The following is a 19,277-nucleotide window of genomic DNA, read 5'->3' as shown; positions in this document are numbered from 1 at the left end:
GGGGTCTCCTCCTACTGCCGTGGCGATTGCCCGTGGTTTCCGACCAGGCGCAAGAGGCTGGTCCGGATGCCGTCGAGCAGGTTCTCAGCGGTCTCCGGCCGGAAGGCCGGAGTGGCGTAGCTCAGATCGACGCGCAGCGCGGGGCCGGTGAGCGACCCCGTCACGTCGAAGGCGAAGGGCCACTGCCCGTCGGGGTCCTCGGTCGGGCCGAACGGCGCCGCGCAGACGTCGAGGAGCTGGTTGGCCGGGGCGACGTCGTCGAAGCCGTACCCGCCCATGTAGTTGACCGCCACCGTCGGCGGTGGCGTCGCGGCGAGCCGGGCGCGAACGTCGTCGTCGGGGCAGAGGTGGCGCAGCAGCGCGTACCCGATGCCGTTGTCCGGGACGCGGCCGAGCTGGCGGATCACCGAGCGGGCCGAGCGCGTCGCGTCGGTGGTGGCGGGCAGCTCCAGGCGCAGCGGATAGAGCACCTGGAACCAGCCCGTCGTACGGCTGACGTCGACGTCGTCGAAGAGCGCTTCCCGGCCGTGGCCGGTCGTGGCGACGGTGACCGCGCCGCCGGTGCGACCCCCGACGGTGTCCACCACCGCCCACACCAGCAGGTCCCGCACGCTGGCGCGCAGCCGGCGGGCGGCGGCGTGCAGTCCCCGGGTAGCCGCCTCGTCCAGGGTCACGCTGGCCAGGCCCAGGTCACCGAGGCGGAACGGCGCGGCGGCCGGCTCGTCGGCCAGCCGGGGCAGCACGCCCTCGTCGGCCTGCGCCAGCCAGAACGGCACCTGTTCGCGCAGTTCCGGCGAGCCCGCGTACTCGGCCAGTCGCCGTGCCCAGTCGCGGTACGACGTGGTCTTGGCCGGCAGCGCCGGCGCGGCACCGCGTTCGAGCTGGCCGCAGAGCGTCTCCAGGTCGGCGAGGAGCACACCCCGGGAGACCGCGTCGACGACGAGGTGGTGGTTGACGAGCAGCAGCCGGTCGGGCAGCTCCGGGCCGAGCCGGAAGTGCGCCACCCGGGCCAGCGGTCCGGCCGTGAGGTCCAGGGTGGTCTGTGCTTCGGCGCAGCGTGCCTCGACCGCCGCCTCCCGCTCGTCCACACCGAGCCCGGTCAGGTCGTGGCTGACGAACGGGACGGCGTCGGCCGGGTCGGCGTGGTGCTGACGCCAGCTCCCGTCCGCCTGCCGGGTCAGGCGCAGCCGCAGCGCGTCGTGCTGGGCCACCAGCCGACGGACCGCCTCGCGCAGCAGGTCGACCGGGAGCGGCCGGCCCAGCCGGAGGTAGTAGGGGTGGTTGAACAGGGCGGGCCGGCCCATGGTGGGGGCGATGACGTCGGTGAACCAGCGCTGCGCGCCGGTCAGCGGGGCGTCGCCGTGCACCTCGCCCTGCTCGGCGTGCGGCGACGCCGTCGCCTCCCCGAGGCTGGCGGCGAGTTCGGCGACCGTGGGGTGGCGGACGAGCTGGCGGGGGGTGATGTGGATGTCGGCCGCCGCGCAGCGGGCGACGAGCTGCATCGCGAGCAGCGAGTCACCGCCGGAGGCGAAGAAGTCGTCGGTGATGCCGAGCTGGTTGGTGCGCAGCAGCTCCGACCAGATCACCACGAGCTGACGTTCCCGGTCCGTGCGCGGCGCGGCGGCGGCCCGGTCGGCCGAGCGCCGGTACCCGTCGGTGACCGCGCCACGCACCGCCGTCGCGTCGCCCAGCTCGGTGGCCACCTCGGCCAGCAGACCAGCGGGAATCCGGTCGACCGGCGCTTCAACATCCACTGTGGTCCCGGCGTCGAGCGACCAGAGACTCCGCAGCACGTCCACCGGCCCGTTCGCCGGGTCGACGGGCAGCGCCAGGGCATCGGGCGGCGCGGGTTCGGTGGCCGGATGCAGCAGCAGGGTGGCCGCGTCGGTCGCAGGTGTCGGGGCGTACCCGATGATTCCGGCGGTGACCAGCGCGGACAGCTCCGCGCCCTGCGGCGTCGTGGTGAGTAGCACCTCGCGCCCGGCGCGGGTCTGGGCCGCGAGCAGCCGTGCCAGCTCCGCCTGTCGGTGCGCCGGGCCGGCCGGTACGACCAGCCGGCGCAGAGCCGGATGCCGGACCGCCCGCCGTACCAGCAGGGTCGCGGTGACCGCCGCCAGCTCCGGCGACCACTCGTCGCCGGCGAACAGCTCCGGCACCCGGTAGCGCCGCGCCCATGCCTCGACCGCGACGACGTCGACGTCCGGTCGGGCCTCGGCCAGCCGCGCGGTCAGCTCGGCGAAGACCGCGTTCCACGGTGACGTCCGGTACGGCGGCGACGGCGGGCAGACCGCGATCGTCAACGCCGCCGCGCTGTGCGCCCGGTGCACGTCCAGTGCCGCCAGCAGCTCGGTGAGGAAGGCGCGCAGCCCGACGATGCCCGCGCCGAGCGGACCGGGTGTCAGCCGGTCCTCCCAGCGCAGGACCAGCGCGTTGCGGTCCCGCCGGCCGGTCGCCAGGCCGGCGGCCGGGTCCCGCAGCAGCCGCAGCAGCGCGCCGGACGCGAGCTGTTCGAGGGTGTGCGGCAGGCCGAGCAGTCCGGCCCAGAAGCGGACGGTCTCCGCGAGCCGCGGCACCTCGACGGTGCCGCCGACCACCAGCCGGGGCGCGGGCGGCGCGGACCGACGGGACGTCCGCGCACGCCGACCCGCGCTGATCGGGGCGTCCGGCCGACGCACCCCGTCGTCGAGCATCCGTCCGAGCCCGGTGAGCAGCCGGACCATCCGCTCCGGCCCGAACAGATCCGCCCGGTACGCCAGGTAGGCGTGCAGGTCGTCGCCCTGCCAGGTGACGCTGAGGAAGAGGTCGAAGTCGACACCGACGCTCGGCACCTCGACCGGCGTGGCGGCCAGCCCGGCGAATTCCGGCAGCTCGTCGGCGCCGTCGAGGACGTTGAGCACGCACTGGAACAGCGGGTGGTACGCGGCCTGCCGGGGCAGCCGCAGCGCCTCCACGATGGTCGCGAACGGTAGCCCCTGGTGCCGGTACGCCTCCCGCGCTGTCCGGTAGGCCCGGGTCACGAGCTGCCGGAAGGTGGGCCGGCCGCCCACGTCCATGCGCAGCGGCAGCAGGTCCGCGAAGCAGCCGATGAGCGGGGCGAGTTCGGCGCGTTCCCGGCCGGCGGTGGGTGTGCCGAGCACCAGGTCCGGCTGACCGCTCTCGGCGTGCAGCAGGGCGGTGAAGCCGGCCAGCAGGACGGCGAACGGGGTGACCCCCTCCGCCCGGGCCAGCTCCCGCACGGCCGCGCCGAGCCCGGTGCCCAGCCGTTGGGCCTGGTAGCCGGCGACGTCCGAGCGCTCCTCGGGACGGGGGTGGTCGGTGGGCAGGTCCAGCAGCGGCGGCGCGTCGGCCAGCCGCTCCCGCCAGTACGCCAGGTGCGGCCCGACGGCGGTGGACGCCAGCCAGTCGCGCTGGTGCCGGGCGTAGTCGGTGAACTGCACCGGCAGCACCGGCAGCACCGGCAGCGGCCGGTCGACGCCGGTGGCGTGGTGGGCGTACCGGGCGGCTAGTTCGTCGAGCAGGATGCTCCACGAGGTGTTGTCGCAGACGATGTGGTGCATGCCGAGCAGCAGGTGCCAGCGCTGCTCGGGCAGCCGCAGCAGGCGGGCCCGTACCAGCGGCCCGGTCGCCAGGTCGTACCGGTGCGCGGCCAGTTCGGCGGCCGCCCGGCGCAGCATCCGCGCGTGCTTCGCGGCCGGCAGCCCGGTCAGGTCCAGCGTCTCCAGCCACGGGTCGACGTGCGGGTGCACGACGGGTTCGGGTTCACCGTCGCGCCCCCGGAAGGTGGTCCGCAGCACCTCGTGCCGGGCCAGCACGTCGTCGAACGCCCGGCGCAGCGACGTCTTGTCGAGGTCGCCGCGCAGCTCGACGGCGGCAGTGGTGTTGTGCCGGACCACGTCGTCGCCGAGCTGGTCGAGCGCCCAGAGTCGCACCTGCGCCGACGACGCCACCGCCGGCGTACCCGCCGGGGCGGCGGTGAGCGGGGCGAGCGCGGTGGCGTCCGGGTCGGCGTCGAGCACGGCGGCGAGCCCGGCCACGGTGGGGTGGGTGAACAGGGTGTAGAGCGACACCTCTCGGCCGAACTCGGCCTGCACCTGCGACAGCAGGCCGGTGGCGAGCAGCGAGTGTCCACCGAGACCGAAGAAGTCGCTCGTCACACCGACCTGTTCGACGCCGAGCGCGGCCGCCCAGAGATTGGCGAGCCGCTCCTCGGTGGGGGTGCGCGGCGCGACGACCTCGCCGTCGGCGGCGACGCGAACGGGGGCCGGCCGGCTCCGCTCGGCGACCGCCGCGGCGGTGCTCAGTTCCTCGACGACGTACGCGGCCCGCTCCGACCCGATCGCCGTGCACAGGCCGCTCGGGTCGGTGACCGGCACCGGCGCGGGTGGGTCCAGCGGCCAGACGTGGGTGAGCAACCGGCGCAGCTCGTCCCACCCGGCGGGCACGGCAAGCGCCAGCACGCCCGGGTGCGCCTCGCGTAGCGCCGCGACGGCCTGCGGGTCGGTGTCGAGCACCACAGTGGTGGCCGGGTCTGCGGCGGCGAGCGCGGCCGCCGTGTGCGCCCGCACCTCGTGACCGGGCAGCACGTCGGTGAGCCGGTCGAGTGGCAACCGCTCGCCGTCGACGAGCACGAGGCGGCGCGGCTGGCCAGCGAGCCGCCGCAGCTCGCGTAGGACGATCGTGCCCAGCGCCGCGAAGTACTCGCCCGTGTACGGCACGTGGCCCAGCTCGTCCGCGCGCTCGTCGCTCACCTCGCTCACCGGGTAGGCGCCGGCATGGTCGGCGGCCCAGACCGCGTGGACCCCCGGGGTACGTGCCGCCAACGCGGCCAGCCGGTCGTCGAGCCGCCCGGACCGCCCGTCGAGCCGCCCGGACCGCCCGTCGAGCCGCCCGGACCGCCCGTCGAGCCGCCCGGACCGCCCGTCGAGCCGCTCGGCGGCGCCCGGCGACGCGGGACAGACCACCAGCAGCAGCGGTGCGTCGGTCCGCCGTCGGTACGCCGTCACCGCCGCGTCGAGGTCGTCCATCGCCGCGTCGAGGGCCGCGTCCCCGGCCGTGTGGTCCTGGCGGCGCAGCCAGTCCTGGAACCGCAGCAGGCAGACCGTGGCGTCGGCCGTCGGCCCGGCCAGCAGGTGGGCCACCAACTGGCCGTACCCGACCAGCTCCACCGACGCCGGTACGCGCAGAAAGCGCAGCCAGAACTCCACCGGGTCGCGCAGCGGGTCCACGGTGAAGGTAGCCGCCAGGGCGACGCGGTGGCGGCGCAGCCCGGTCACCTCGGACAGCGGGCGGTCCGGGTCGTCCACCATGGCGCGCAGCAGCTCCGGCAGCCGGCCCACGGTCGCGGCGATCGTCTCGTCGAGGTACAGGTCGGTGTTGAAGTCGACCGCGCCGTCGACCCGGTCACCGTCGACGGTCAGGCTGACGAACAGGTCGAAGTCGGTGAGGCCGCTCTCCGCCGGCACCGGACGGAACGTCACCCCGGCGGCCTGCCGCTGCCGCACGCCGCCGTCGGTCATGGTCGCCAGCACCTGGAAGAGCGGGTTCACGCTGGGGTCCCGGACCGGGCGGACCTCCTCCACCACCCGCGCGTACGGGGCCTCCTGGTGGGCGTACGCCTCGCTCACCGTGCGGTGCACCCGACGGACGAGGTCACGGACGCTCGGGTCGTCGGCAATGTCCACCCGCAGCACCAGCATGGTGGCGAAGCAGCCGATCAGCGGCTCCAGATGGGTGCTCGCCCGGCCGGCGGCGGGCATGCCGAGCAGCAGGTCCTCCTGGCCGGTGGCCTGGCGCAGCAGGGCGGTCAGCCCGGCGAGGACCACCGCGTTGACGGTGGCGCCGGCGCGCCGGGCCAGCCCGGTGAGGGCGTCGGTCACTTCGGCGTCGACGGTGAACGGCAGGCTCCGGCCACGGTGGGTCTGCACCGGCGGCCGGGGGCGGTCCGGTGGCAGCGTGGAGCGGGCCGGGGCCGAGGCGAGCCGTTCCCGCCAGTGCGCCAGGTGGCCGGCCAGCTCCCGTTCGGCCTCCGGCTGGCGGCGGGCGGCGACGTGGGCGACGAACCGGGTGGGCAGCGCGGGCAGCCCGGCCGGCACGTCGGCGGCGAACTCGCCGTACCAGCGCACCAGCTCCTCGACGAACACACCCGCCGACCAGGCGTCGAAGACGATGTGGTGCGCGGTCACCAGCAGCAGGTGCTCGTCGGCGGCGAGGGCGACCAGCCGTACCGCGAGCAGCGGTCCACTGGTCAGGTCGAAGCGGACCGCCGCGTGCGCCGTGCTCTCCCGCTCGGCCGCCGCCTGCCGCTCCGACTCCGGCAGCGCCGTCAGGTCGAGCAGCGGCAGCGGCAGCTCCAGGGTGTCCGACACCCGCTGGGTGACGACGCCGTCGGCGGTGGTGAACACGATCCGCAGGGCGTCGTGCCGGGCCACCACGGCGTTGACCGCCCGGTGGAGCACCGCGACGTCGAGGGGACCGGTGATCCGCTCGGCGAAGGGCACGTTGTAGACCGGCGTACCGGGCTCCAACCGGTCGAGAAACCAGAGCTGCTCCTGGGTGAAGGAGAGCGGGTAGCCGGACGCCGCGGGCGTGGGTGTCGGATCGGTACGGCTGGCACGGGCCTGGTCGCCACGGCCCTGGTCGGCACGGCCCTGGCTGGCACGGCCCTGGCTGGCACGGCCCTGGTCGGCACGGGCCTGGCTGGCACGGCCCTGGCGCAGCCGCAGGGCCAGCAGCTCCCGCTGCTCGGGGGTGAGGTCGGCGAGGTCCGGGTGCAGGTCCTGGGTCATCGGGTGGCCCCTTCGACGTACGCGCGGTCGGCTGTCGGCCCGCCGCCGAGCAGGCGGGGCAGCGGGGGAGGCGTGTCGTGCAGGTAGAGGTGACCCCCCGGCACGACGGTCAGCGAGAAGGCGTCGGTGGTGCAGGCCGCCCACCCGGCCACCTCGTCCGGGCTGACCAGGGGATCGCCGGCGGCGGCCACCGCGTCCACGGGCAGCGGCAGCGGCGTCACGGTCGCCGGCCGGTACGACGCGACCACGCTCAGGTCGGCCCGCACGATCGGCAGGATCAGTTCCAGCAGGCCGGGGTCGGCGAGCACCTCGTCGGGAATTCCGCCGAGGTCGCGCAGCCAGCGGGTCAGCGCCACGTCGTCGAGGCGGTGCGCTGAGCCGAGCGGTGCGGCGCCGCGTGGCGGACGGGCCGCCGAGACCACCAACCGCTGCGGCAGTGGGCCACCCCGCGCGACCAGGCGGGCAGCCACCTCGTACCCGATCAGGCCGCCCATGCTGTGCCCGAAGATCGCGAACGGCCGCGGCACCCGCGCGACGATCGCGTCGACAAGCGGCGGTGCCAACTCGTCCATCGTGCTCAGGGGCGGGTCGGACAACCGACGTTCACGGCCGGGCAACTGCGCGGTCCACACCTCCACGTCGTCGCCCAGCAGCGCGGCCCACGGCCGGTACGCGGAACCGCCGGCCCCGGCGTACGGCAGGCACACGAGCCGCAGCCGGGCGGCCGGGCGGGGCGCGGCGCAGCTCAACCAGGCGGCGTGGGCGGCGGTCGTCGGCGGGGATGCGGGTGGTGTCGCCATGCCCGCACACGCTAGGAACGGGCCGTGAGCGCGGTCTTAGCGTCGGCTGAGCGTTCCTCGCGGTGTCCGCTGCGCGCGGCCGACCAGGCTCACTCCCGAGTGGTCGCCGCGATGGCGTAGTGCGGCCGATGGACGCCACCGTCGGGGCGTTCCAGGCGCTCGAGCTCGGTGAATCCGGCGCGCGTCAGGCGCTCGGAGATCTCGTCGACGGGCCAGCGGTAGGCGGTCACGACCTTGTGGTCGAACGCGTCGACATGGTCGCCCGAGAAGAGACCCAGCACCAACGCTCCGGACGGGGCCAGGGCCCGTCGGAATGTCGTCAGTACGCCGTCGAGGCGTTCCGGGGGCAGGTGGATCAGCGAATACCAGGCCAGGATGCCGGCGAGGGAGTGGTCGGCCACGTCGAGGTCGTCCAGCGATCCGAGGCGGTAGCTGCCGCCGGGGTGGGTCGCCCGCGCGTGGGCGATGAACTCGGGGACCACGTCGATGCCCGTGGCGTCGACGCCGAGCGAGTGAAGGTGGTCGGTGAGGTGGCCGGGACCGCAGCCCAAATCGAGTACCGGACCGGACCGGACCCCCAGGTGCCGGGCGATGAGGGCGAGGTCGTCGGGGTCCACCTGTTCGCGCGTGCCGAACAGTTCGATGTAGAGATCCGCGACTGCGCCGTACGCCTGCCGTACCTGTTCGGTGCCCACCGCGCGACTATAGGAGATCACGAGGCTCAGGGTCGCTCGGTCAAAGACCTGAGGCGGAAACCGGGGCCGTACCGGGGCTGCGCCCGGAGGTCAGCCGCGCGTCGCCCACCGGACGATGGCTGCCATGAGACGCACTGCATTCTTCGTGATCGCCGGGCCGGCCTGCATCGTGGGTTACGGGCTCGTACGCCTGTGGGGTAGGTCCGACGGGACGTACGGCCCGGGGTTCGACTGGCAGGCCGCGCACCTGGTCGGCCTCGCGGGCATGGTGTTGTTCGTACCGGTGGTGCTGGCGCTGGCCGGTCTGCTGCGCCCCGGCCCGTGGCGTACGTCGGTCGTGGCCGTCACGCTGGTCGGGCTGGCCGCCACGATGGTGCAGTTCGGCGCGGACATCGTCGAGGGTCTGTTGGCCGCCGACCGGGCGGAGATGTCGGCGCTCGGCGCGGACTTCAAGGACGTACCCGGCGTCGAGGTGGTGTTCTACGACGTCGTCCCGCAGTTGTTCTTCCTCGGTCTGCTCGTCCTCGCGGGCATGCTCGCGGCGCACCGGCTGCTGCCGTGGTGGAGCGTGGCCCTGCTGCTCGTCGGTATCGGCCTGCCGGCCGTCACGCTCGACCTGCTGCCGCTCGGCGGTCTGTGCATGCTCGTGGCGCTCGCGCCGGCCCTGCGCCGGATCCAGACCTCGAACGACGGCAGCACCTGGAGCACCGTGAAGACGGTGACCGGCGGCGACGGCGGCGTGGACGAGCACAGCGACCTCGGTGCCAACGGCCGCTACCTGCGCATCTACGGCACGGCGCGGGGGACCGGCCACGGCCATTCGCTCTGGGAGGTGGAGGCGTACACGAGCTGAACCACCACCACGACGTGGCCGGCACGGTCCTGCGTGCCGGCCACGCCCGTCAGCGACTGGGCGTCGGCGTGGGCTGCTTGACGAATGCCCAATAACGCGGGCCGCGCCGGCAGCGACAGCGGTCAGCCTGCCTGCTGCGGCCCGCCTGCTGCTCATCGAGGACGACCTGACGATCCGTACCCTCTGCTCCGGGGGTTGCGCGAACGCGGCCACGCGATGGCCGCCGTCTCGACCGCGATGGCGGGCCTATGTGACGCGCTGGGCGACCGGCCCGATCTGGTGGTGCCCGACCTGGGGGCTGCCCGACCTGGACGGACGCGAACTGCTGCGGATACCGCCGCGGTCAGCTCGGTCCCGGTCATCGTGGCCGCGCAGGCCGGCGGCGGGCGGTTGGAGCTGCGCTCCGGCGCGCAGGGCGGGGCGCAGGTGCTGCTGCGGCTCGGCCCGCCGCCGCTGCGCCAGGCATAGGCGCTGTCCTGCCGGGTAGCTGCCACCTATGGCGCGGTATACGAAACCCGAGCTCAGAGAGCAGATCAAGGAAGAGATCAAGGCTTCCGACAAGGGCGGCAGGCCGGGGCAGTGGTCGGCGCGCAAGTCGCAGCTCGTGACTCAGGAGTACAAGCGGCGCGGCGGTGGATTCCTGGGCGAAAAGGACGACCGGCAGAAGGCGTTGCAGCGCTGGAGCAACGAGAAGTGGCAGACGAAGGAGGGCGACACGCGCGCCCGCAAGGACGGCACGACGAGCCGGTACCTGCCCAAGAAGGCCTGGGATGAGATGTCCGAGAGCCAGAAGCGCGCGACCGACACCAAGAAAAGAGAGGCGTCCCGGACCGGCAGGCAGTACGTCGCCAACACCGGCCCGGCGAAGAAGGCCCGTCGGGATGCCACCACGGCCGGCCGGATGTCGGAGATGTCGGTCGCCGAGGCCAGCAAGCTCGTCCGTGGCCTCGATACGCGACAGCTCCGGACCGCCCTGCGCAACGAGCACGCCGGCAAGGACCGCAAGACCCTCGTCCAGCGGCTGGAGGCGGAACTCAACCGGCGCGGCTAGCCGAGAGCAGGTCAGGAAAGCGGGGACGCGGCGCGATCAATGTCGTCACCGCGCGATGCGCCGCCGGCGGGTCAGCCGATGCGGAACTGCTGGCCGTAGACGGCGAATGCCAACGGCGTGTTCAGGTTGAAGTTGCCGTTGTTGAGGAACACCCGCTGGGCCGTGTCCACGCGGGAGGTGTCCGAGTGGGCCTCTTCCTTCTTCATCTCGATGACCCGCTCGTCGAGGAACGCGTTGAGCCAGGTCCGCTCGTCGCCGCCCTGCGCCGGAGGCTTTGCCCGGGCGAGGGCGCGGCTGCGGATCTGACGCATGCCCTCGTACCCGTGCATGACCGCCGCGTCGTAGTAGGCGAACTGGCCGAGTGCCCGGACCCCGTCGTTCGTGCCGTCGCGGACCGACGGGTTGAAGTAGACCCGGTCCCGCTCGGCCTCCTGCGCGGCCCGGAACACCGAGTCGGTGGCGGCGGTGCGCCAGTTGCGGGTGAAGTTCGGGTCGAGGCCCGAGTGCGACGCGGTGCCGTTGACGGCGCGCAGTGCCGGCAGGTAGCCGGCCAGCACGTTGCCGGGCTTGGTGTTCGTGTACGCCTGGACCAGTTCGAGCATGTCGCCGGTGCCGGAGCAGAAGCCGATGATGCCGGCGGTGTAGCCGCGCCCGTCGCCGATGTCCTCGATGTAGGAGAACTGGGCGCGCCAGTCGAGCGAGGAGTTCTCCGCCGCCGAGACGAGCTGCATGGCGACGTCCTTCTTCGCCGGGTCGTCGAGGTTGGTGCCGGTCGATCCGCTGGCGGTCGGCGTGGGGGTGGGGGTGCCGCCGCCGGGGAGGGTCCACTGCTGGTTGGTGGTGCCGCCGCAGGTCCAGATCTGCAGCCGGGCGCCGTTCGCGGTGCTCCGGTCGGTCACGTCGAGGCACTTGCCCGAGGCGGTGTTGACCAGTGCGCCATCGCTGGCGGCGGTCCACTTCTGGGCGCCGGTGTTGTTGCAGTCGTACAGCTGGATCTTGGCGCCGTTGGTGGTCGAGGCGGCGGTGACGTCGAGGCACTTGCCGAGCGCGCGGATCGAGCTGTCGCTGTTGCCCACCGTCCACGTCTGGGCCGCCGTGCCGTTGCAGTCGTAGAGCTGCACGGCTGTGCCGTTGGCCGAGCTGGCGCCGGCCACGTCGACGCACTTGCCGCCCAGGCCGCTGATCGGGCCGGCGGTCGTGGCGCTGGCCGACGGTAGGCCGAAGCCGACCGCCGCGACGCCGATCAGCAGGCCGCCCACGGTGTAGGCGACTGTCCTCTTGCGCACCATGTGTTCCTCGGGGAAGGGGCGGCATGCCGCCGGCCGGTCGGTGCCCGGCGCGACGTTGGGCGCCGGCGGGCACCGCGAGAATCAGGAAACTGTATTAACAGATAGCAGTATGTCGATCACCTGTCAATCCGGGCTCAACCGGGCGGGGTGGTGGTGGCGGCGCGCAGCGCGGAGACGCACGCCAGCACCGCGGGGTGGTCGCCCGCACCCCTGCGGTAGGCGACCCACGTACGGCGGCGGATGGTCAGCGCAAGAAGGCGGACCTGCGGGGACGGTCGCGTGATGGCGAGTTGCGGGACGAGCGCGACCCCCTCGCCCGCGGCGACCAGGGCCAGCATCGCGGTGAAGTCGTCGACGTGGTGCCGCACCGCCGGGGCGAAGCCCGTACTCGGTGGCGAGGATCCGCTCCTGTCCCCGCTGCTCGCCCTCGGCGCGCACGGCGCCATAGCGGCCTCGGCCCAGGTCGCTGCCGTGGAGTACGTCCGGTTGGTCGCGCACTGGCACGCGGGCGACGTCACGCGTGCGAGGTCGCTGGGCCATCGACTCGCGGGCCTGTCGGCGGCGCTGTTCGCCGAGCCCAACCCGAGCGCCATCAAGTCGGTGCTGCACGCGCGGGGACGCATCCCGACCCCGTCGGTGCGCCTGCCGCTGCTGCCCGCGAGTCAGGACGCGACGCGGCGGGCGCTTCGACGCCTGGAGGAGTTGACCAGCGAGCCGAGGTGAGCGGCGGACGGCCGGGCCAGGATCCCGCGACGCGGCACGTCGGAGAGAAAGACCATTTGTTCATCGGCCCGTCGCCCGGCCGTGCGCGACGGCGGCTATCGTCAGCCCGCGCGAGGGCCCCGAAGGTGCCGGGAGCGCACAGACCGATGGCGTCAGCAGTGCCACCAAGCCGCGAGGAGCGTTCCATGGCAGTCGATCTCCGCCGTACCCTGCCCTGGTGGGCCGCAGCGGCCGCCGTGCTCGCCGCGGCGGCGCTGACTGCCTGCGGCAACGCCGACCGCGCCGAACCGGCCGCCGCGCCCACCACCGGCGGTGCGGTCGCGCCGACGGCGACCGCGCCGCCCGCGCCGCCGCCGGGGAAGCTGCGCGGGTACGGCACGGTGCGGCAGCTCACCGAGACCGCGGACCTGGTCGTGCGCGGCGAGGTCGCGTCCGCCGGCTTCCGGGTCGACGAGGTGTTGCGCGCCAAGACCGACACCGGTGTACGCGCCGGAGCGTCGATCAGACTCGCCAGCCTCGACGCCGGCGTGGCGGACATGGCCCACATGTCGACCCTCGACGTGGGTCAGAAAGTGGTCCTCTACCTGTCCCAGGACGCGGGGGGCGCGACGCCGACGTTCCGGACGCTCAGCGGCGACTTCGGCGTCTTCGACGTGACCGGGGCCGGGGCCGGGGCCGGTGACGATGCCGTCGCGTCCAGCCGCTCGCAGGCCATGGCCGTCACCGGCCTGCGCACCGAGGACGCGACGGCGTCGGGTCACGGCTTCCGCACCACCCTCGGCCAGTTGCGCGCGGTCGCCCAGCGCCCCTGAGGCGTCCACGTGCTCAGTGTTCCCGGTAGGTGGCCCGGTCGAAGTCGGCGTACACCCCGTCGCCGCCGAGATCCTGCACCCACAGCCCGAGGAAGGAGCCGGTGAAACCCCACGCCGCGGGCTCCCCGTCGATGATCAGCGCGGCGTGCTCGTCGGACAGGATCGTCGCGTCCAGGTCGACGGGCAGGCGCTGCCAACCGGCCCCGAGGTCGTAGTCGAAGCGCACCACGGGCCCGTCGAACAGCGCCCGCAGGCCGACCTGGGCGACACCGCTGGCGTCCACGGTCAGCTCGGGGTAGGGGGTGCGCCGGCCGTTGTCGGAGCTGAGCAGCTCCAACACCGTACGTCCGTCGTCGGCGCGGGTCAGGTAGAGGTGGTGCCAGTTGAGGGTGTTGTAGTACGCGGTGATTCCCGCGAGCTGCCGGTGGTCGATCGGGTCGAACTCGACAACCGTCTCCAGCGAGCAGTGCGTCGCCCCGACCCGTCGCGCGACCAGGCTCGGCGCCTGCCGACCCACCGGCGACTGTCCACCGTGGATCCGCAGGTGCGAGGACCGGGAGCGCAGGTCGATCCAGTCCGCGCTGGCCGGCCGGCGCAGCGTCGACCAGCAGGATGCCAGCTCGGCGGCGTCGAAGTCGTCGGTGGCGGGCTCCTCGGGCCACGGATGCGGCGACAGGTCCGGAGCGACGACCTCCTCGGCCGGCACCCCTCCCGGGATGCGGGGCCAGCCACCGTCCGGCCACTCGACCCGCTGGATCGCGGTCTCCCGACCGAGCACACAGTTGCCCAGGGGTGAGTAGGGGCGACCGACCAGGTGGGCCAGGTACCAGCCACCGTCGGGGGTCTGGACCAGGCTGCCGTGACCGGCCTTCTGCAACGGCAGGTCGGGCCGGCCCACCGAGGTCAGCAGGGGGCCGTCCGGGTCCACCTCGTACGGGCCGAACAGCTCCCGCGAGCGCGCCACGGTGACCTGGTGCTCCCAGCTGGTGCCGCCCTCGGCGGTGATCAGCCAGTACCAGCCGTCGTGGCGGTACAGGTGCGGCCCCTCGGTCACCCCGACCGGCGTGCCGGTGAACAGGATGCGGGGCCGGCCGACCAGACGGCGTGCCGCCCGGTCGTACTGCTGGATTTCGATGCCGCCGAAGCGGTCCCGCCCGGGACGCCAGTCCGCGCTCATGCTCAGCAGCCAACTGGTGCCGTCGTCGTCGTGGAACAGGGCGGCGTCGAAGCCGCGCCCGTGCAGTTTCACCGGATCCGACCAGGGGCCGGCGATGTCGGGCGCGGTGACCAGGAAGTTCTGCGGGTCCCAGTAGCCGCTGGCGAAGCTGGCCACGTCGCTGTAGACGAGGTGGAACTCCCCGTCGTGGTACGTCAGGTCGGGCGCCCACACGCCGTTGGAGTCGCCGCACCCGCGTAGGTCGAGCAGACGGCGGTCGGTGATGATGCCACCCAGTGGGCGCCAGTTCACGAGGTCGCGCGAGTGGTGCACGCGTACCCCCGGATACCACTCGAAGGTCGAGGTGGCCAGGTAGAAGTCATCGCCGACACGCAGGATCGACGGATCCGGGTGGAACCCGGCGAGGACGGGGTTGCGGATCGACCAGGCAGCGGTCGCCACGTCAGCGGTGTCGGTCGACACGGGGGCTCCTCTATGCGGTGCGGCTGTGAAACTTCCGGAAACTTGCGGGTACCAGATCACTGGAAGCCCCTCGTACGGTAGCCGGTCTTATCGCGATAGGACAGGGGTCTTGACCGCTGGGGGAACTGCTCGTAGCGTCCCGGCCATCGATCGGTAATACCGACGAAGCAATGAAAGTTCCGGAGATCCAGGTTTCCACCCTTGCCGGCTCGGCCGGCGTCCGAGCAACCCGTGAGTCCCCGAAGGGATGGATCATGACAGCGCACCTCTCCCGCCGATCGCTGCTCGGCCTTGCCGGCGCCGGCGCCGGCGCCTACCTGCTCAGCGCCTGCAGTGGCGATGACAAGTCCAGCGACCCGAACGCGGCGCAGACGATCAACTGGTGGCACATCCAGAACACCGAGCCGATGCTGCCGGTCTGGGCCGCGATGGCCAACGAGTACAAGACCGCGCACAGCAACGTCACGTTCACCATCCAGCCGCTGGAGAACGAGGCGTTCAAGGCCAAGCTCACCACCGCCACGCAGGCCGGCGACCCGCCGGACCTCTTCCAGTCCTGGGGCGGCGGCGTGCTCAAGCAGCAGGTCGACGCGGGTCTGGTCAAGGACCTCACCGACGACGTGAAGGACCTGGTCGGCGGCATCCTGCCCGCCGCGATGGGGCCGTACACGATCGACGGCAAGATCTACGGCATCCCGTTCGACATCGGCATGGTCGGGTTCTGGTACAACAAGGACCTCTTCACCCGCGCCGGCATCACCGAGCCCCCCACCACCTGGGCCGGCCTGCTCGACGCGGTCCGCAAGCTCAAGACCGCCGGCATCACCCCGGTCGCCATCGCCGGCAAGGACAAGTGGCCGGCCCACTTCTACTGGTCGTACCTGGCGATGCGCATCGGTGGCGTCGGCGCGCTGCAGAAGGCCGTCGACGACAAGAACTTCGACACTCCGGACCTGGTCGCCGCGGGTGAGCGGCTCAAGGAACTCGTCGACCTGCAGCCCTTCCAGAAGGGCTTCCTCGGCGCCGAGTACGGCTCCCCGGACGGGCAGGCCGCCACCATGGGCAACGGCGGCGCGGCCATGGAGCTGATGGGCCAGTGGGCACCGGCGGTGCAGGCGTCCAGCTCGACCAGCAAGAAGGGTATCGGCGACAAGCTCGGCTTCTTCCCGTTCCCCGCCGTGGACGGCGGTAAGGGCACCGCTACCGAGGTCTTCGGCGGCGGCAACGGCTTCGCCGTCGGCAAGGACGCCCCGCCCGCCACGATCGACTTCCTGAAGTTCCTGATCAGCATCGACAACCAGCGCCGGTCCGCGAAGACCGGCGCGGTCCTGCCCACGGTGAAGGACGCCACCGACGCCATCAGCGACCCGAACAGCAAGGTCGTTGCGGAGACCCTGGCCAAGAACACCGGCTTCCAGCTCTACCTCGACCAGGCGTACGCGCCCGCGCTCGGGCAGCAGATCAACGACAGCGTCGCTGAGATCATCGCTGGCAAGAAGGCGCCTGCGGCGATCCTCAAGGACATCACGCAGGTGGCGAAGACCGCCTGACCGTGACCCCGCACCCATCCGTAGCCGGCGATAGAAATCGAGTGGAGCAGGCATGACCAGGCCATCGACCGTGTCGTACACAGGGCGCGGCGACACGGCGACAGATCCGCCGGCACCGGGGCCGGGCACCGCGCGACAGCGCGGCCGCCAGCCCCGGCCGGGGCGGGGTGGCGTCCTCGCAGTGTTCCTGACGCCCGCCCTGGCGCTGTTCGTGCTGCTGGTCATCACGCCCATCGTGGTGGCCGCCTACGCCAGCCTCTACAAGTGGAACGGCTTCGGGCTGCCGGAGAACTTCGTTGGGCTGGACAACTACACCCGCGCCTTCGGCGACCCGACGTTCCGCGGTGACCTGTGGCGCGGCCTCGTGCTGGTGCTGCTGTCGCTGACCGTGCAACTGCCCGTCGCGTTGGCCCTGGCCATGCTGCTCAACCAGCCGCTGCGCGGTCGAGCCGTCTACCGGCTGATCTTCTTCGCCCCGTACGTGCTCTCCGAGGTCACCACGGCCGTCCTGTTCACCCTGGTGTTCTCACCCAACCGGGGCCTGGGCGAGTCGGTCTCCCGGTTCCTGGGAGCGGACGCGGGAGCGGTCTTCGCCGACCCGTCGACGGTGCTGTACGCCGTCTTCCTGGTGGTGTCCTGGAAGTACTTCGGCCTGTACATGATGCTCTTCCTGGCCGCCCGACAGGGCATCCCGAAGGAGCTGTCCGAGGCCGCGGTCACCGACGGCGCGACCGCCTGGCAGGCGTTCCGTCACGTCACGCTGCCGCTGCTCGGGCCGACGATCCGCATCAGCATCTTCCTGTCGGTCATCGGCACCATCCAGCTGTTCGACATGGTCTGGGTGCTCACCGGCGGCGGTCCGATCCACTCCTCGGAGACCATGGCCGTGACGATGTACCAGTTCGGCTTCCGCCGATTCGAGGTCGGCTATGCCAGCGCGATCAGCATGGTCATGTTCCTGCTGAGCCTCGTCTTCGCCCTGTTCTACCAGCGCGTCGTCCTGCGTCGGGACACCGCGGGCGCGATCACCAACCAGGGAGGCCAGCGATGAGCGTCACGACCAGTAGCGCCCAGCGGACCCGCAGCATCGTGCTGCACCTCGTCTGCATCGGTGTCGGCGCGCTCATCGTCGTGCCGGACTGGTTCGGCGTGATCGGTGGCTTCAAGGACAACGGCCAGCTGTCGACCAACCCGCTCGGCCTGCCCGACCCCTGGGTTCCGTCGAACTACACCGACCTGTTCGTCTCCGGGGTGTTCTGGCGGCAGCTCGGCAACAGCCTGCTCATCGCCGTCAGCAGCACGTTCATCGTCGTCGCCGCGGCGGCCATGGCCGCGTTCGTCTTCGCGCGCTACGCCTTCCGGGGGCGCGAGTTCCTGGCGACCCTGTTCGCCATCGGCCTGATGTTCCCGTTCGCGGTGGCGATCCTGCCGCTGTTCGTCCTGCTGCGCGCCATCGGCCTGCTGGACAACCCGCTGGGCGTCATCCTGCCGCAGGCCGCCTTCGGGCTGCCGATCACCATCATCATCCTGCGGCAGTTCTTCCGTACGATCCCCGCCGAGGTGGAGGAGGCCGCCGTCCTGGACGGCTGCAGCTCCTTCGGCTTCTTCTGGCGGGTCCTGCTGCCGATGGCCCGCCCCGCGCTGGCCACCGTCTCGGTCCTGGCCATTGTCACGAGCTGGAACAACTTCATGCTCCCGCTGGTCGTCTTCAGCGATCAGAGCTGGTGGACCCTGCCCGTCGGGGTCCAGGCGTTCCAGGGGCAGTACGCCGACGACACCGCCCGGGTGCTCGCCTACGTCGTCCTGTCGATGCTCCCCGCCCTGGGCTTCTACGCCGTCGCCGAACGCCAACTGATCGGCGGTCTGACCGGCAGCGTCAAGGGGTGACGACACCAGATCGCCGACCAACCTGAAGCATCCCGCCAGACGAAGGAGCGGACCGTGGGCTCCGACAACGGCCGAAACGTCACCATCGCGATGATCGCGCGACTGGCCGGTGTCTCCGTGCCCACGGTCTCGCGGGTCATCAACGGCCGCACCGACGTCGCTCCCGAAACCCGGGAGCGCGTCGAGGCGCTGCTCAACCATCACGGCTACCGCCGGCGCACCCAGGCCAGGCGGACCGAGGCCGCACTGATCGACCTGGTCTTCAACGACCTGGACAGCCCGTGGGCGGTGGAGATCATCCGCGGGGTGGAGGACGTCGCCCGGGCCAGTGGCGTCGGCACCGTCGTCTCCGCCATCCACTGGCGCATCTCCTCGGCCAAACAGTGGCTCGACAACATGCGTACGCGATCCACGGAGGGCGTCATCTTCGTGACCTCGATGGTGAACCCTCCACTGCAGGCGGAGCTGCGTCGGCTGCACCTGCCGGTGGTCATCATCGACCCCGCCGGCGTCGACCCGCAGGAGTCACCCACCATCGGCGCGACCAACTGGGCGGGCAGCCTGAGCGCCAACCAGTACCTGCTCGGCCTCGGGCACCGCCGCATCGGCTTCATCGCCGGGCCACCACACCTGATGTGCAGCCGGGCCCGGATGGACGGCTACCGCGCGGCGCTGGGCGCCGCCGGCATCGCCGTCGACGAAGCCCTCATCCGGCCCGGCAACTTCTACCACGAGTCCGGATTCACCTCGGGTACACAGCTCCTGTCCCTGCCCGACCCACCCACCGCCATCTTCGCCTCCAGCGACCAGATGGCACTGGGCGTCTACGAGGCCGTCCGCAAACGTGGCCTGCGGGTGCCCGACGACGTCAGCGTCATCGGCTTCGACGACCTGCCGGAGGTCCGCTGGTGCTCCCCGCCGCTGACTACCGTCCGCCAGCCCCTCTCGGAGATGGGCATGCTGGCCGCCCGGACGGTACTGCGGCTCGCCGGGGGCGAGAAGACCGAGAGCCCACGCATCGAACTCGCCACCGAACTCGTCGTCCGGGACAGCGCCCGACCACCCCGCTGACCGCGCGTCCGTCGCGGCTTGCTTTTCGGTACGCCGACCGCCCTCAGAGACTGTCGGGTAACTGGACGGCTACGCAGTGAGAAGTCGTTCGGCGTTGATGCGTCGGGCGGCTTCGCGCTCGG

Annotated in this window: 14 protein-coding genes and 1 pseudogene; 9 read left to right on the top strand and 6 right to left on the bottom strand. The window is 72.4% G+C overall.

Translation table 11 applies throughout. The features are described from left to right. Positions 1-11: 11 nt before the first annotated feature. From ACLQ24_RS10135 to ACLQ24_RS10125, 3 genes are all read right to left on the bottom strand, one after another. Positions 12-6,785 (bottom strand): condensation domain-containing protein, encoded by a 6,774-nt coding sequence (locus ACLQ24_RS10135; protein ID WP_425890661.1) that lies wholly within the window; start codon positions 6,783-6,785, stop codon positions 12-14. After that, entirely contained in the window at positions 6,782-7,585 is an 804-nt protein-coding gene (locus ACLQ24_RS10130; protein ID WP_425890660.1) for a thioesterase II family protein, read from the bottom strand. Before ACLQ24_RS10130 ends, ACLQ24_RS10135 begins: the two co-directional genes overlap by 4 nt. Positions 7,586-7,674: 89 nt before the next feature. Beyond that, entirely contained in the window at positions 7,675-8,280 is a 606-nt protein-coding gene (locus tag ACLQ24_RS10125; RefSeq protein ID WP_425890658.1) for a class I SAM-dependent DNA methyltransferase, read from the bottom strand. Positions 8,281-8,404: 124 nt separating this feature from the next. Here ACLQ24_RS10125 and ACLQ24_RS10120 point away from each other — a divergent pair, with 124 nt between their 5' ends. From ACLQ24_RS10120 to ACLQ24_RS10110, 3 genes are all read left to right on the top strand, one after another. Continuing rightward, positions 8,405-9,133 carry a discoidin domain-containing protein gene (locus tag ACLQ24_RS10120; RefSeq protein ID WP_425890656.1) on the top strand — a complete coding sequence of 243 codons (729 nt, stop codon included), beginning with the start codon at positions 8,405-8,407 and terminating at the stop codon, positions 9,131-9,133. Between the two features lie 195 nt (positions 9,134-9,328). Further along, entirely contained in the window at positions 9,329-9,601 is a 273-nt protein-coding gene (locus tag ACLQ24_RS10115; protein ID WP_425890654.1) for a hypothetical protein, read from the top strand. A 28-nt stretch (positions 9,602-9,629) separates the two neighbouring features. After that, complete coding sequence (locus tag ACLQ24_RS10110) at positions 9,630-10,184, top strand: DUF5872 domain-containing protein (RefSeq protein WP_425890652.1); 555 nt, start codon at positions 9,630-9,632, stop codon at positions 10,182-10,184. A 71-nt stretch (positions 10,185-10,255) separates the two neighbouring features. Here the strand turns inward: ACLQ24_RS10110 and ACLQ24_RS10105 are convergent, their stop codons facing one another. Both ACLQ24_RS10105 and ACLQ24_RS10100 read right to left on the bottom strand, forming a co-directional pair. Beyond that, positions 10,256-11,473 (bottom strand): chitosanase, encoded by a 1,218-nt coding sequence (locus ACLQ24_RS10105; protein WP_425890650.1) that lies wholly within the window; start codon positions 11,471-11,473, stop codon positions 10,256-10,258. Between the two features lie 134 nt (positions 11,474-11,607). Further along, positions 11,608-11,856 (bottom strand): annotated as a pseudogene (locus tag ACLQ24_RS10100) (LysR substrate-binding domain-containing protein); the annotation flags it as partial. Between ACLQ24_RS10100 and ACLQ24_RS10095 the strand changes: the two are divergent. After that, a complete protein-coding gene (locus ACLQ24_RS10095) occupies positions 11,756-12,196 on the top strand; it encodes a dihydrodipicolinate synthase family protein (protein WP_425890648.1) in 441 nt (146 codons plus the stop codon). The pseudogene ACLQ24_RS10100 and the gene ACLQ24_RS10095 sit on opposite strands and share 101 nt — an antisense overlap. Positions 12,197-12,381: 185 nt before the next feature. Continuing rightward, entirely contained in the window at positions 12,382-13,008 is a 627-nt protein-coding gene (locus ACLQ24_RS10090) for a hypothetical protein (protein ID WP_425890646.1), read from the top strand. A gap of 13 nt (positions 13,009-13,021) precedes the next feature. Here ACLQ24_RS10090 and ACLQ24_RS10085 read toward each other — a convergent pair whose 3' ends face one another. After that, complete coding sequence (locus ACLQ24_RS10085) at positions 13,022-14,647, bottom strand: glycoside hydrolase family 43 protein (RefSeq protein ID WP_425890644.1); 1,626 nt, start codon at positions 14,645-14,647, stop codon at positions 13,022-13,024. Between the two features lie 254 nt (positions 14,648-14,901). Here ACLQ24_RS10085 and ACLQ24_RS10080 point away from each other — a divergent pair, with 254 nt between their 5' ends. The 4 genes from ACLQ24_RS10080 to ACLQ24_RS10065 all read left to right on the top strand — a co-directional run bounded on the left by ACLQ24_RS10080 (position 14,902) and on the right by ACLQ24_RS10065 (position 19,155). Then, positions 14,902-16,197 carry an extracellular solute-binding protein gene (locus ACLQ24_RS10080; RefSeq protein ID WP_425890642.1) on the top strand — a complete coding sequence of 432 codons (1,296 nt, stop codon included), beginning with the start codon at positions 14,902-14,904 and terminating at the stop codon, positions 16,195-16,197. A 52-nt stretch (positions 16,198-16,249) separates the two neighbouring features. Continuing rightward, positions 16,250-17,248 carry a carbohydrate ABC transporter permease gene (locus ACLQ24_RS10075; RefSeq protein ID WP_425890640.1) on the top strand — a complete coding sequence of 333 codons (999 nt, stop codon included), beginning with the start codon at positions 16,250-16,252 and terminating at the stop codon, positions 17,246-17,248. After that, positions 17,245-18,084: a carbohydrate ABC transporter permease gene (locus ACLQ24_RS10070; RefSeq protein ID WP_425890638.1), complete on the top strand. Its 840-nt coding sequence runs from the start codon at positions 17,245-17,247 to the stop codon at positions 18,082-18,084. The genes ACLQ24_RS10075 and ACLQ24_RS10070 overlap by 4 nt, the downstream gene beginning before the upstream one ends. 90 nt (positions 18,085-18,174) lie before the next feature. After that, a complete protein-coding gene (locus tag ACLQ24_RS10065; protein ID WP_425890713.1) occupies positions 18,175-19,155 on the top strand; it encodes a LacI family DNA-binding transcriptional regulator in 981 nt (326 codons plus the stop codon). The last annotated feature ends 122 nt before the right edge of the window (positions 19,156-19,277 follow it).

It is taken from the genome of Micromonospora sp. DT4, from assembly GCF_049841675.1.
Classification (GTDB): Bacteria; Actinomycetota; Actinomycetes; order Mycobacteriales; family Micromonosporaceae; genus Micromonospora.
This window is presented reverse-complemented; position numbering and strand designations above follow the sequence as displayed.